The organism is Sphingobacterium sp. 40-24, from assembly GCF_001899705.1.
Lineage (GTDB): Bacteria > Bacteroidota > Bacteroidia > Sphingobacteriales > Sphingobacteriaceae > Sphingobacterium > Sphingobacterium multivorum.
Genome location: NZ_MKWH01000006.1, coordinates 104,872 through 118,083 on the forward strand (window position 1 = coordinate 104,872; position 13,212 = coordinate 118,083).

Sequence of the window (13,212 nt, forward strand, 5' to 3'; positions counted from 1 at the left end):
GAAGAAGATAGGTTTACAATATGAATGAGCTACCTGTACCAATAGATAAAATTGTAGCAAAGCATGAGTTTGCTCTTAGTGAAGTCGATCAAGTGTATCTTGAATGGTATGAAGTCCACAAAAGGCGCCTAACACGCAATACAACGGGCGGAAAGACAATCTTTATGCAATTGGAGCAAGGTGCGGAATGGCGTCATGGCGATGCTTTATTTCATCAGGAAACGCTACAGGCGATCCTGGTTGTCAAGCCTACGTTGACCATAAGATTCAATCCAATAGATTTGGTGCAGCTTGCAGATTTTGGTTATTTTATTGGAAACAGACATCTGCCCATATTCAACGTAACAGATGCCCAATCACTTCGTCTTCCTTACGATGGGCGGCTCTATGAGCAGGTCCTGGCAAAGTATGGAACCTCGATTCAATTGGAGGAAGCCTTACTGTTATCCGAGAATTTGATTCGACTGCAGGCGAGAAATAAAAAGAAAGCAGATTTAAGCGGAACAGATGAACATGTTGATCCGCGTAAGCAAGTCCTAAAAAATAAGTAGATGAAAGTGAATCGTATTATATCTGTATTGCTTTTGGCATGTTTGTGTTTGGTGAGCGCCTGCCAAAATCGGCAAGCAGGTGCGGTCAGCAATCAAGTGAAAGCTGTCGACAGCCGTGGAAAAGAAGTGGTATTAGCGCATACGGCACAACGTGTGGTTGTATTATTTCCGTCCCTTGTTGATGAAGTCTACATGTTGGGTGCTGAAAATAGCCTTGTTGGTATTCCTGAACAGGTTTATCAGGTCGAAGATACCTATAAGTTTTTATCCAAATTGGATGATAGGATCGCACAAAAAACACTGGCGACACCTACTTTCACAGGCCAGGCAAATAATGTGGAAAGCATAGTGAGCTTAAACCCTGACCTTGTTTTGACATTCAATACCGATCAGGATAATATTTCCCAACTAGAAGATCTTGGAATTCCAGTGTTCACTTTTTCTTCGCAGGATGAAAAAAGTATTTTTAATGAACTGACAGGGATGGGAGCATTACTCGGAAAGAAAGCGCGAGCGGAAGAAATTGTTCAGTTTGTTTCGGCGGAGATCAAAAAAATGACTGCTCCCAAGGATCAAATACAGAAGAAGGTTTATTACGCTTGGTCTAAAGGTCGGGTACTTTCGACATCCGGTCGTGGTAGTTTGATTGATATGGCGATCCGCCTTTCGGGCGCAGCTAACGCCTGTCCGTTGGAAATGGAAGCCCCAAATGTCGGCGCAGAGACAATTTATAAATGGAATCCGGACCTCATTATTCTTTGGAATTCTACATTGGCAGACGTCTATAACTTAAAGGAACTCGCGGCCTTACCTGCAGTGCGAAATAAACAGGTATTTGTGATGTCACCGTCGTTTCCATTCGACCCACATACCGTCAAATTTATGCTTTTTGCCAAACAGATAAGGCATTGGTGTTTTTCGGATTATACGAAACAGCAACTTGACCAGGATATGGCTATCGCTTTTGAAAAACTTTACGGTAAAGCAGGACTACTTCAATGATGCATCAATTAAAAAAGCTGTTATTGCTCGTTGTTCTGCCATTGTTGGTTTTATTGTTTTCCCTATTGGTGGGCTCAAGCCAGAACATTGGTTTTGTTGAGCTCTGCCAACGCATTGGATCGGAAGTGGGGGGATATTTAGGTCACCCTACTGCGGTATTGAAGGATAATATGGATACGATATTGTGGCAGGTACGTTTACCACGGATTCTGCTGACCTTTATGGTCGGAGCTGCTCTAGCGTCTTCTGGCGGAATCTTGCAGGCCATTTTTAGGAATCCAATCGTTGATCCCTTTACATTGGGTATTTCTTCGGGATCTGCTTTTGGGGCTGCATTGGCTATGTTGTTTCCGCTATTGCCGGTCAATATATCCGCATTTTTGTTTGGTGTATGTGCTGTGGGGTTGACTTATTTTGTTTCAAATGCTGGTTTGAAAACCTCGATTATTGGGATGGTATTGGCAGGAATGGTTATTTCCGGAGTATTTACAGCCATGTTAACCTTGTTGCAATACATCAGTGATCCCTATAAATTACAAGCTATTGTACAATGGACAATGGGGAATCTGCATACGGCCTCCTGGTCGAAAGTACAGCATGCTTTTCTGCCGATAACAATAGGATTGGCTATCCTGATCCTGTTTCGTTGGAAGCTGAATCTTTTAGCCTTGGGCGATCAAGAAGCAATTGCTGTTGGCGTCAATCCGAAAATATTGAAGCTGGGATTTATTGCTGTAGCTACACTAATTACAGCATCAGCCGTTGCAGCTGTAGGGGTAATAAGTCTATTTGGATTAATTGTTCCACACATCAGCCGGATGATCTTTGGCCCCAATAACAATATTGTTGTGTGGGCAAATATCAGTATTGGTGGTACTTTTCTTCTACTGATCGATGATTTTTCTAGGGCGGTCATGCCATTTGAAATTCCGATCGGTGTATTTACAATGATTATTGGCGCTCCCTTGTTTATTTACCTGATGCGTCGTAATGAAATCAACTGGAATTCATGAGTAATTCGATTCATATCAACAACCTTTCTTTTGCCTACGGTAAGGATATCATTTTAAATGATGTAACCATGTCATTCCCAAAAGGAAAGCTTTCTGTTATTCTCGGTCGGAATGGAAGTGGTAAATCTACGCTGTTCAATATTATTGCAGGGCTGGAAAAAAAATATGATGGATCGGTTCTTATTAATGAAACGGAGCGTCGCGATTGGAAGGTTGGTCGGGCTAATTCATTGAAATTGGGTTTTCTGAACCAGTTCCATCAGACCACATTTCCTTTTAGCGTTGTTGATGTTATTCTGACGGGACGGGCTTCATTTTCTCGTTTTTCACCAAGTAAAGAAGACTTCGAGGCAGTAGAACAGATCTTGGATAAATTTAACCTCACACACTTAAAGGACAAACCCTATACGTCGTTGTCTGGAGGGGAGCGACAATTGGTGTTACTATGTCGGGTATTGGTACAGCAACCTGATTTATTATTGCTTGATGAGCCTACGAATCATTTGGATCTGAAATATCAGATTGCGGTTCTGCAGACCGCCAAAGAGCTGGTCAAGGAGGGGACAACCGTGTTATGTGTAATGCACGACCCTAACATGGCGTTTCTTTTTGGTGATCAGTTTTATCTGATGAAAGACAATAGGCTCGTGGACCTCCATGGTCTGGATCGGGAACAAGTAAGAAATTTATTGGAACAGACCTATCAACTTCCTTTGATTAGTTTGGAAAATCAAAAGAAATGGATGTTTGTTCCGATGCTGAGTGGTGCTGCGGCATTTGAACCCATTGAGGGGGCAGAACATAGTCCAGCAACCGTCACTGAGCTGAATACACCCTGATGAAGTGTGGAGTAAGCGCCTTTGTAAAAACATCATGGTTTGTAGGTGAAATGCCCAGTTTACGGGGCGATTATTTTAAAATAGCGATAACACTATGAATATATTTAAAGACAGTGGTCATATATTGATTGAAAATAAACGGATGAGTAAGGGATCTCTTCCCGCTCAACCTCAGTTGAAAAATATAACCATATCTCGTGTTGAAGAGGAGGATATTGATGTCGTATTACCTTATGTCATTGAATTTCGGAAACAGTTGTTTCCGATGTTGGATTCCAATAAGCTTCCTAAGGATCTACTCGCATTTTCAGCAGTGTATCTTGAGGCTGAAGCTGCTGCATTCTTGCAGGCAAAAGATCATCGGGGTAATTTGATCGGCGTGGTTGGTATGTCGGCTTATGACTACCGTTTTCCGCATTTGGATATAGACAGAAGGAAAACGGTGGAAGTTGCCCGGCTTTTTGTGGATCCGAGTTACCGTAGGTCAGGTTTAGGAACAGCCTTGTTCAAAAGTTTGGTCGCTGTAGCTAAGGAGAAAAGTATAGAAAGGCTTTATTTACATACGCACCCATTCTTGACAGGAGCCTATGAGTTTTGGGGAAAACAAGGCTTTCAATTAAAGGACTATTGTAATGAATCGAATTTTCCAACGATACACATGGAATTATTCGTTGATCGTATTGCTTAAACCCAATTTGGGTAATCCAAAAAAAAGAAAAATTATTCTAATGAACAACATGATGAAAGCGCTAGCTTTCGCTTTATTGACAAGCGCTTCCGTACCGGGAGCCGTATATGCACAACAAGGTGTAGCATTATTTGGAAAAATTCAGGATGAAAACGGTGATCCCATCGCTGGGGTTACACTGACCTTAGTCGATGGACAACAACAGACAAGTTCTAATGCTCAGGGCGAATTTAGTTTTACCGGAATAATTTCCTTTCCTATACAGTTACGTGCAGATGCAATTGGGTATAAGCCTGTATTGCTGGATTTGAACGCCGCTAGCTGGAATGCAAAAAAAGGAGTTCGATTACTGATGGTGGCCGGTGATAATACCTTGGATGAGGTATTGGTAACAGGTAGACGCAACAATTCTTATCTGACAAACGACATGGAGTTGGGCGGAAAATTTGCTGGAAAATTAAAAGATCTTCCACAATCTGTTGCTGTTTTAAGTAAGGAATTTATAGAGGATAAGCAGGCATTCACCACAGGGGCATTGGTTCAGGATTTGGCTGGTGTGACCGAAGCATCTTCCTATGATGATGTTGTCATTCGTGGCTTTAAAAGCGGTTATGAAACGGGTGTACGGCTTGTCAATGGCTTACGCTCGGGGTATGGTTATGGTAACAGTTATTATAATTCTCCCTTAACAATCAATCTTGAAAATATCGAGGTTTTGAAAGGGCCAGGAGCATCTTTGTTTGGAGATATCGTACCGGGTGGTACAATTAATATGACGACCAAGAAGCCTTTGGAAGATTTTAGAGGGCATGTGAATTTTTCAGGTGGTAGTTTTGAAACGATGCGAACAACTGTGGATCTCGGTGGACCTCTGGACAGTGCCAAACGTATTTTATATCGTTTTAATGCGGGTTACGAAGATACAAAGACTTTCCGCGATGTAAATCGCCAGAAACGAATCATGGTGGCTCCTTCGTTCACCTTTAAACCAGCTGAGGGCACGGTGGTGGATATTGATATGGTGTATAATCAGTTCAACGGTTATCTTGATCGGGGAATGGGTATTAAGGAAAATAACTTTTATGCTTTGCCAAGATCATTTACGTTGAGCCAGCCTTCCGATTTTTATAATTCCAAGACTTTTTCGTTAAGCGGCCGCTTGTCTCAGCGTCTGGCAGAACATGTTAGTTTGAATCTGAGCTACATGAAATCCATCTATCAGGAGGATGTCAACGAACATCGGACAATGAACACCTTTGCTGATGCGCCACATAATACCATTATGAATATGCGTTTTTTTGATCGTCATGGACGTGACTATACAGATAATGTTGTGGGTTATGTTAAGTGGGATCTTTTGGGCGATAGAGTCGATCATCATTTTGTTGCAGGAGTTGATTTTGCACAATATCGGGGCGACAAAGAAAATCAATTGCGGGAGGCGCGGCAGCAAACTGTAGATGGCAAAGTCGTCCCGTTGACTTTTGATTTGAACAATCCCACTTATACCACGCATGATCTAACGAATTATGTGTGGCGCACGGGAGTCGCTTATCCTTTTTTGAGCCCTTATAAAACAACGGGTAAATATATTCAGGATCAAATCAGCATTGACGAGCGATTGAAACTTATTGTAGGTCTTCGTCATGAGCACTATTCTTCTGAAACACTTGACGGACAAAATCGCTTTCATGCAACGCAAAATGCCTTATTACCTCGTTTTGGTGTAACCTATGGAATAAATAAGCAAATTAACTATTTTGCAAGTTATTCACAGGGCTTTGTGCCTGTGGGCGCCAATTTTATTCAGAACTATAAAGATTATGGTGCCGATAAACCCTTTGATGCCGAGCGGAGTTTCCAGGTGGAAACGGGGATGAAGGCTGGTTTTTTTAAAGAGCAATTGCAAGTTGATCTATCCTTATTCCGAATTGAACGACGGAATATGCTCATTGCCACAGGGGCTATCAACGATTCAGGGCTGCCGGAGTATAGACAATCTGGCAAAGCGCTATCGCAGGGTGTCGAACTCGATGTGCGTGGGCAGTTGACACGTGAGTTCCAGATTATGGCCAATTATACCTATAATGATACGGAGGTAAAATCATCTTCTGTTCCTTCTGAAATCGGGCAGTCCCTACCGGGAGCACCTAAAAATATGGCGAGTGCCTGGTTGAAATATGTGTTTTCAGCTAGTACATTAAAAGGTTTGGGTTTTGGTGCCGGTGTTTATTATGTAGATCGTAAAAGGATGGATAACAGTATCGGAAAGGATAGCGAAGGAAATGCACTCTGGGGGCAATGGCCTTCGTATACCACTGTAAATGCTGCTGCCTATTACCACATTGGTGCGATGAAAATGGCCTTAAATCTGAACAATGTATTCGATAAATATTACTTTTTAGGTGGTTTTGACTACACGAGAGCCTTTGCTGGTGCACCGCGAAATGTCATGGTATCAGTGGGTTACTCTTTTTAATGCTGGAATAGTAATCTAAAACCGCCAAAGCGGGCTTTTTCAACAAATTTGGACTATTTAATTCAAGATTTGTGCTAGTCAAGTAGCCCGCTTTGGTTGTAAATTTGAACAACAAATAATAGTATTGTGAACGCAAGAATGAGGTATAGTTTAATCTTTTTAGTTTTTCTTTTGAGCACCCTGCTCATGAAAGGAATAGCTATGCCATCACATTCTACTGTTCAGCATTTACCCCTCGTCCGCCTAAGTCTGTCTGTATTTCCTTCTCATGTAGATAAAGCTTTAGGACAGTCAGAACGGGAAAATCTGTTAGCCGCGGTTAAAGATCATGATGTCTATGATATCACCGAACAGATGGACCTCAAAGATGAATGGAGCAAGCTGCTCTATTGGGGCGTGCTTTCAATTTGTCTTTTTGTATTCTGTTATCCTGTACGTCTCAAAATTCAGAATAACAGAAGGCCTTATATGGATCGATTGATCCTTCCGCCAAAATATATTCTTTTCCAAAGTTTAAAGATCCCATTTCTGGGGTAAAAATTTCCATTTCTTACAAGGGTTGAGAAAAGACAGACCTTGCGCTATGTAGGGGTGTAATCTGTCCTATTCATCACGATTTTGAACGATTTTTTTAAGTCGTATGACCTTGTCGTGACCTGTACCCACCGTGACTTGTTTTTAATTCGAATAACAACAATTTAAATAATATTTATATGCATTTATTACCTAGAGAGACAGAGAAGCTATTGCTTCATCTTGCCGGCGAACTAGCGAAAAAACGTAAAGCTAGAGGACTTAAATTAAACTATCCGGAGTCTATTGCATTGATCAGTAGTGAACTTTTAGAAGCTGCTCGTGACGGGCGTACTGTTGCCGATTTGATGCAGTTTGGTGCAACATTGTTGACACGTGAAGATGTTATGGAAGGTGTGCCCGAAATGATTCATGATGTACAGATAGAAGCAACATTTCCAGATGGTACAAAACTGGTTACTGTTCATAACCCGATTCGCTAATTGTTAAAAATATAATCTATGATCCCAGGAGAATTTTTTATTGCAGATGGCTATGTGATCTGCAATGAAGGTAGAGAAGTTACAACCATCACTGTGACAAATACAGGTGATAGGCCCATTCAGGTAGGTTCACATTTCCACTTCTTTGAAGTGAACAAAATGATGGAGTTTGATCGCGAGAAAGCTTTTGGTAAGCGCTTAAATATTATCGCAAGTACTGCAGTACGTTTTGAACCAGGCGAATCAAAAGATGTCGAATTGGTTCCGTATGCAGGTGCAAGAAGGATCTATGGCCACAATGATTTGGCAAATGGAGATACCGAAACCGAAGTTGCGAAAGCAAATGCAATGAAAAAAGTAAAAGAACAAGGCTTTAAAAACAAAGTGTCATGAGTTTAAAAGTTAGCAAATTAAATTATAGCGCCATCTTTGGCCCTACAAGTGGAGATAAAATCCGTTTAGGAGATACAGATATCATTATTGAAGTCGAAAAAGACTACGCTTACTATGGCGATGAAGCCAAATTTGGTGGTGGTAAGACCGTGCGTGACGGGATGTGCCAATCTTCCGTTCATACACGTGATGAAGGTACACTGGATATGGTGATCACTGATGCTATTGTTATTGACCACTGGGGTATCGTGAAAGGTGATATTGGTATTAAGGATGGTAAAATTGTTGGTGTTGGTCGTGCTGGAAATCCGGATACCATGGATAATATTACACCAAATATGATTATCGGTGCTTCTACGGAGGTGCATGGTGGATCAGGATACATCTTAACTCCAGGTGGTATTGATACCCATATCCACTATATCAGTCCAACACAAGTTGAAACGGCCTTATATAGTGGTGTTACAACAATGATCGGGGGCGGTACAGGTCCAGCGGATGGAACAAATGCAACTACAGTAACACCGGGTAAATGGAATTTACGCCGCATGTTACAAGCTGTTGAAGATCTTCCAATGAACTTTGGTTTTTTTGGTAAAGGAAACGTCGGTACTGAACAACCTATTGTTGAACAAATTGAAGCCGGCGCCTTAGGTGTTAAAATCCACGAAGATTGGGGTGCTACACCAGCAACAATCGACAGAGCGTTGACTGTTGCTGATCAATATGATGTGCAGGTGGCTATCCATACCGATACGCTGAATGAAGCGGGTTTCTTGGAAGACACGATCCAGGCAATCAACGGACGCGTGATCCATACATTCCATACGGAAGGTGCTGGCGGTGGGCACGCTCCGGATATCATCAAATCTGCGATGTATCCAAATGTATTGCCAGCATCGACAAATCCAACACGTCCATTTACAAAAAATACAATTGACGAGCACTTGGATATGCTGATGGTTTGTCACCACTTGAGCAAAGAAATTCCGGAAGACGTGGCTTTTGCCGATTCTCGTATCCGTCCAGAAACGATTGCAGCTGAGGATGTACTACAAGATCGCGGTGTATTCAGTATCATGAGTTCCGATTCGCAGGCAATGGGACGTGTAGGTGAAGTCATCATACGTACTTGGCAGACTGCAGACAAGATGAAGAAACAAGTAGGTCCATTGCCTGAAGATGAAGGTAAGGACAACGACAATTTCCGTGCACGTCGCTATGTCGCGAAATACACGATCAATCCAGCAATTGCCCACGGTATTTCGAAGTACGTTGGTTCTATCGAGCCTGGTAAAATTGCCGATATGGTGATCTGGCGTCCAGCTTTATTTGGCGCAAAACCAGAAATGATTATTAAAGGCGGGATGATTATCGCTTCAAAAATGGGGGATGCGAATGCTTCTATTCCTACACCACAACCAATCATCTTAAGAACCATGTTTGGCGGTTTAGGTAAAGCCGTTCACCAAACTTGTTTTGACTTTGTCTCTAAAATTTCATTGGAAAAGGGAATTAAAGAAGAGTATAAACTGGAAAGAACCTTACTTGCCGTAGAAAATTGTCGGAATATCTCCAAAAAAGATATGATCCACAATGATGCCACACCTGAAATTATCGTCAATCCAGAGAATTATGAGGTAAGTCTTGACGGCGAGATCTTGCGGTCAAAACCTGTTGATACAGTTTCGTTGGGACAACGATACTTCTTGTTTTAACCCTATAACTACTTTTTATGGCGTGATCCGATGTCACGCCATAAGCTATGAAAAACAATAGGTTGATGAATCATCATGGGCTTATCAAAAGCGCATAAAAGAGAGGGAATACTGATTGCTCATGATGCTTCATTAAGCTAAAATACGATTTACGCTAATGAAAAATTTGAAGACATTTTTAGGCTGTTGTATAGCAATGGCGTGCTTAACCATACAATCAGCCTATGCGCAAAAGGGAGGTATCATGGTTTATGGGGCACTGAATTACCACGAAACAACAGCTGGGCATCAATTTAGTGCCGCTCCGGTGGGTGCTGCTTATTTTTTCACTGACAACATGAATGCGGGGCTAAACTATGGATTCAATTCTGTTAAGGATAAAGCACTGGATTTTACGGATCATTCGCATGAAATAGGACCTTTCTATAGCAATACTTGGCCCCTGAGTGAGCATTTTATGTTAATTGGCCAGGTTGATGTGCATTATTTGTGGGGCGATCAACATGTCGCTACCGGTGGTACTATGGTAGATGGTAAATACGATGGCTATCTATTCAGAGTGTACCCGCTTGTGGGTATCGCCTTGGGAAAAGGCTGGGCATTAAAAGCTAAAGTAGCAGAATTGTCTTATAAAAAGAGAAATAGTAAAGATGCTGCAATTCCCAATGATCACGAACTCATTACGGGAATCAATGGATCTACAGTAGGTTTAGGCTTGTCTAAAAATCTATTTATTAAAAATTAAAAAATGATAATCACGGAAATCACAAGTAATATTCAGGGGGAGCAGATCACTAAGCGTCTCGATTTGCTTGCTATTGAATGGTATGAGTCGACCAAACGTATTCAACGTTTACGTACAGCGGAGGGAATGGATATTGCCGTCAAATTGTTGGGTAATACATCCAGCTTGCAGGATGGTGATGTCTTGTACGAAGACGAAGAGAAAATTGTTGTGGTAACGATCAAACCTTGTGAAGTCATCCGTGTCATGGCAATTGATTTCCTGCGAACTGCTTTTGTAAGCAGCGAAATTGGAAATAAACATTTGCCTCTATTTGTGGAGGCAAATGAATTGCTTATGCCTTATGAACGGTCAATGTACGAATGGCTAAAGAAACAAGGATTTGACCCGCAGCGTGGCGAGCGCCAACTTTTACGTCAGCTCAATGCAAATGTCGATCCCAAGCATCATCAGAAGATGAAGTCTTCAACGAAGAATATACCGCTCTTGATCAACGACAAGGCCTTTGTGAATTTGCAAGCGGCAACAGCCGGTATCGCTTTAATGCCCAATGATAGAGAAGATTACGCAAGGAGCTGATAAATCCTTGAAGATATATACTTATATAAAAAATAATGTCAATGAAAAATACATTTCTAGGCAAGTTACTCCATCTCGCAGATCCTACATTACCAATTGGAGGGTTTACCCATTCAAATGGACTGGAGACTTATGTGCAACAGGGCTTGGTCTGTGATAAAGTTACGGCGGACAACTATGTGCGTCATAACCTCTGGTATAATCTGAAGTACAATGATGCTGCTTTGATGAAATTGGCCTATGAAGCAACTTCTTCGCAGGACATAGATGCATTGATCGCGTTAGATCAAGAATGTACAGCATTAAAAAGCCCAAGAGAAATTCGCGATGCCAGTAAAAAACTGGGTGTACGTATTTATAAAATATTCAGTCGTTATCAACAGCAGGATTTTATGCTATCCTGGGGTGAATTAATCCAAAAGAAGGAAGTAGATAGCCATTACTGTTTGATGTATGGCATGTTGGCGTCACTTTTAGAAATTCCTTTGGAAGAAGCATTACACGGCTTTTATTATAATGCCGCCATTACGATGGTGACCAACGCTGTAAAACTTGTGCCATTAGGACAGTTGGATGGCCAAGATATACTTTTTGGTTTACATGATGATATACTTGATCTCTGCAAAGAGACCTTAACCGTTGAACGGAATTTAGTGGGCTTATGCAACATTGGATTTGACATCCGTTGCATGCAACACGAACGATTATATTCTAGAGTTTATATTTCTTAAAAAACAATTAAAATGGAAAATAGAAAATATGTTAAAATAGGGGTTGGTGGTCCAGTAGGGTCTGGTAAAACAGCATTATTGGAACGATTGAGCAGACGGTTGATGAATGAAATTGATCTTGCCGTAATTACGAATGATATTTATACCAAGGAAGATGCGGAATATATGGCCAAAAATAGTTTGCTTCCCCGTGAACGAATTATCGGTGTGGAAACTGGCGGTTGCCCCCATACGGCGATACGGGAAGACGCGAGTATGAATCTCGAAGCTGTAGATGAACTAGCTAGCCGTTTCCCGGATTTGGAGTTGATTTTAATTGAAAGTGGTGGTGATAACCTGACTTCTACTTATAGTCCGGATCTTGCCGATATCACCATTTTTGTCATTGATGTTGCCGAAGGTGAAAAAATGCCGCGTAAAGGTGGGCCGGCAATTACAAGATCAGACCTGTTGTTGATTAATAAAAAAGATTTGGCACCCTATGTGGGCGCAAGCCTAGAAGTGATGGAACATGATGCGCGTAAAATGCGTAAAGGTTCTCCATTCCTGTTTTCAAATCTAAAAACCGGCGATGGTTTGGAAGAGATCGTAGGCTGGATTAAAAAATACGCACTCCTTCAAGATATTGAGGAGCCTAATTTACTACGTTAATTATGATTTGTTCTTTAGCTATTAAGATAGCACATCGCGAAGGAAAATCCTTTTTAAAAGATGCATATGCGACACAACCGTTTCGTATCGTTCCTGTTGGGCAATATCAAAAAGACAATGCAGCGTACTTGATGATTATGAGTTCATCGCCTGGTTTGTTGGATGGAGATGACCATCGTATTCAAGTTGATATTGCTCCGGGGTCTAAGTTACAGTTACAAACGCAGGCTTATCAGCGTTTGTTTCATATGAAAGGTCATTCGTCCCAAACGATGGAAGTGAATGTAGGCGAAAATGCTGTTTTTTCTTATGTACCCCATCCCGTCGTACCTCAGCATTCGTCTCATTTTTTGAGCCATAACATTGTACATCTTGCTTCAAATTGTCACTTATTGCTGAGTGAAATCGTGACCTGTGGCCGGAAAATGTCCGGTGAAGAGTTTATGTACAATCACTTTCAAAATCTGACAGAATGTTATGTCAATGGTAGGCTCGTGGTGAAGGATAATGTATTGCTTCAGCCAGATCGTATGCCTATACAAGGTCTGGGTATTTTGGAAGGCTATACGCACCAGGGAACGTTGATCTATCTGAATAGTGCCGGCTTGAATCCAAGCGACTGGATCGAGGCTTTCCATGAACAGTACGGGGAAACCAAAGACGTCGCGTTTGGGATTAGCGAATTGCAGCATGACGGTTTTATGGTTCGTGTTTTAGGTAACGGTGCCGAACAGCTTTATCTTCTTTTTAAAGAAATGCAAAGCGCACTATGGGGCAACATATTTTTGAATAACAACTAATTATATT

15 protein-coding genes are annotated in these 13,212 nt (G+C 41.5%); all 15 read left to right on the top strand.

Going from position 1 to position 13,212, the window contains the following annotated elements:
- Positions 1 to 20 precede the first annotated feature (20 nt).
- The 15 genes from BGP15_RS01740 (at position 21) to BGP15_RS01810 (ending at position 13,205) form a co-directional block, all read left to right on the top strand.
- Positions 21 to 551 (top strand): urease accessory protein UreE, encoded by a 531-nt coding sequence (locus BGP15_RS01740; protein ID WP_286768552.1) that lies wholly within the window; start codon positions 21 to 23, stop codon positions 549 to 551.
- On the top strand, positions 552 to 1,553 hold the full coding sequence (locus BGP15_RS01745; RefSeq protein ID WP_286753728.1) for an ABC transporter substrate-binding protein: 1,002 nt from the start codon (positions 552 to 554) through the stop codon (positions 1,551 to 1,553).
- On the top strand, positions 1,550 to 2,566 hold the full coding sequence (locus tag BGP15_RS01750) for a FecCD family ABC transporter permease (RefSeq protein WP_236586027.1): 1,017 nt from the start codon (positions 1,550 to 1,552) through the stop codon (positions 2,564 to 2,566). The genes BGP15_RS01745 and BGP15_RS01750 overlap by 4 nt, the downstream gene beginning before the upstream one ends.
- On the top strand, positions 2,563 to 3,405 hold the full coding sequence (locus BGP15_RS01755; RefSeq protein WP_159333073.1) for an ABC transporter ATP-binding protein: 843 nt from the start codon (positions 2,563 to 2,565) through the stop codon (positions 3,403 to 3,405). Before BGP15_RS01750 ends, BGP15_RS01755 begins: the two co-directional genes overlap by 4 nt.
- A 94-nt stretch (positions 3,406 to 3,499) precedes the next feature.
- Entirely contained in the window at positions 3,500 to 4,093 is a 594-nt protein-coding gene (locus BGP15_RS01760; protein ID WP_236560238.1) for a GNAT family N-acetyltransferase, read from the top strand.
- Positions 4,038 to 6,572, top strand: a complete 2,535-nt coding sequence (locus tag BGP15_RS01765) for a TonB-dependent receptor (protein ID WP_286768553.1) — start codon at positions 4,038 to 4,040, stop codon at positions 6,570 to 6,572. The genes BGP15_RS01760 and BGP15_RS01765 overlap by 56 nt, the downstream gene beginning before the upstream one ends.
- A gap of 186 nt (positions 6,573 to 6,758) precedes the next feature.
- Complete coding sequence (locus BGP15_RS01770; RefSeq protein ID WP_070567885.1) at positions 6,759 to 7,109, top strand: hypothetical protein; 351 nt, start codon at positions 6,759 to 6,761, stop codon at positions 7,107 to 7,109.
- 176 nt (positions 7,110 to 7,285) lie between these two features.
- The gene (gene ureA / locus BGP15_RS01775) at positions 7,286 to 7,588 is read left to right on the top strand and encodes an urease subunit gamma (protein WP_070567883.1); all 303 of its coding nucleotides are present in this window, start codon (positions 7,286 to 7,288) and stop codon (positions 7,586 to 7,588) included.
- A gap of 18 nt (positions 7,589 to 7,606) precedes the next feature.
- The gene (gene ureB, locus BGP15_RS01780) at positions 7,607 to 7,981 is read left to right on the top strand and encodes an urease subunit beta (RefSeq protein WP_153845819.1); all 375 of its coding nucleotides are present in this window, start codon (positions 7,607 to 7,609) and stop codon (positions 7,979 to 7,981) included.
- Positions 7,978 to 9,699, top strand: coding sequence for an urease subunit alpha (ureC, locus tag BGP15_RS01785; RefSeq protein ID WP_286768554.1), 1,722 nt, complete (start codon positions 7,978 to 7,980; stop codon positions 9,697 to 9,699). The genes ureB and ureC overlap by 4 nt, the downstream gene beginning before the upstream one ends.
- 157 nt (positions 9,700 to 9,856) lie before the next feature.
- Positions 9,857 to 10,444 (top strand): hypothetical protein, encoded by a 588-nt coding sequence (locus BGP15_RS01790; RefSeq protein ID WP_286768555.1) that lies wholly within the window; start codon positions 9,857 to 9,859, stop codon positions 10,442 to 10,444.
- 3 nt (positions 10,445 to 10,447) lie between these two features.
- Entirely contained in the window at positions 10,448 to 11,023 is a 576-nt protein-coding gene (locus BGP15_RS01795; RefSeq protein ID WP_286768556.1) for an urease accessory protein UreE, read from the top strand.
- A 41-nt stretch (positions 11,024 to 11,064) separates the two neighbouring features.
- Entirely contained in the window at positions 11,065 to 11,754 is a 690-nt protein-coding gene (locus BGP15_RS01800; protein WP_286768557.1) for an urease accessory protein UreF, read from the top strand.
- A gap of 12 nt (positions 11,755 to 11,766) precedes the next feature.
- Positions 11,767 to 12,405: an urease accessory protein UreG gene (gene ureG, locus BGP15_RS01805; protein ID WP_046675418.1), complete on the top strand. Its 639-nt coding sequence runs from the start codon at positions 11,767 to 11,769 to the stop codon at positions 12,403 to 12,405.
- 2 nt (positions 12,406 to 12,407) lie between these two features.
- Entirely contained in the window at positions 12,408 to 13,205 is a 798-nt protein-coding gene (locus BGP15_RS01810) for an urease accessory protein UreD (protein ID WP_159333069.1), read from the top strand.
- Positions 13,206 to 13,212 lie beyond the last annotated feature (7 nt).

What these genes read in the sequence shown, in the direction of transcription:
- BGP15_RS01740 (WP_286768552.1), top strand. Translation starts at nt 21, where the DNA reads ATGAATGAGCTACCTGTACCAATAGATAAAATTGTAGCAAAGCATGAG.
- BGP15_RS01745 (WP_286753728.1), top strand. Translation starts at nt 552, where the DNA reads ATGAAAGTGAATCGTATTATATCTGTATTGCTTTTGGCATGTTTGTGT.
- BGP15_RS01750 (WP_236586027.1), top strand. Translation starts at nt 1,550, where the DNA reads ATGATGCATCAATTAAAAAAGCTGTTATTGCTCGTTGTTCTGCCATTG.
- BGP15_RS01755 (WP_159333073.1), top strand. Translation starts at nt 2,563, where the DNA reads ATGAGTAATTCGATTCATATCAACAACCTTTCTTTTGCCTACGGTAAG.
- BGP15_RS01760 (WP_236560238.1), top strand. Translation starts at nt 3,500, where the DNA reads ATGAATATATTTAAAGACAGTGGTCATATATTGATTGAAAATAAACGG.
- BGP15_RS01765 (WP_286768553.1), top strand. Translation starts at nt 4,038, where the DNA reads ATGAATCGAATTTTCCAACGATACACATGGAATTATTCGTTGATCGTA.
- BGP15_RS01770 (WP_070567885.1), top strand. Translation starts at nt 6,759, where the DNA reads ATGAAAGGAATAGCTATGCCATCACATTCTACTGTTCAGCATTTACCC.
- ureA (WP_070567883.1), top strand. Translation starts at nt 7,286, where the DNA reads ATGCATTTATTACCTAGAGAGACAGAGAAGCTATTGCTTCATCTTGCC.
- ureB (WP_153845819.1), top strand. Translation starts at nt 7,607, where the DNA reads ATGATCCCAGGAGAATTTTTTATTGCAGATGGCTATGTGATCTGCAAT.
- ureC (WP_286768554.1), top strand. Translation starts at nt 7,978, where the DNA reads ATGAGTTTAAAAGTTAGCAAATTAAATTATAGCGCCATCTTTGGCCCT.
- BGP15_RS01790 (WP_286768555.1), top strand. Translation starts at nt 9,857, where the DNA reads ATGAAAAATTTGAAGACATTTTTAGGCTGTTGTATAGCAATGGCGTGC.
- BGP15_RS01795 (WP_286768556.1), top strand. Translation starts at nt 10,448, where the DNA reads ATGATAATCACGGAAATCACAAGTAATATTCAGGGGGAGCAGATCACT.
- BGP15_RS01800 (WP_286768557.1), top strand. Translation starts at nt 11,065, where the DNA reads ATGAAAAATACATTTCTAGGCAAGTTACTCCATCTCGCAGATCCTACA.
- ureG (WP_046675418.1), top strand. Translation starts at nt 11,767, where the DNA reads ATGGAAAATAGAAAATATGTTAAAATAGGGGTTGGTGGTCCAGTAGGG.
- BGP15_RS01810 (WP_159333069.1), top strand. Translation starts at nt 12,408, where the DNA reads ATGATTTGTTCTTTAGCTATTAAGATAGCACATCGCGAAGGAAAATCC.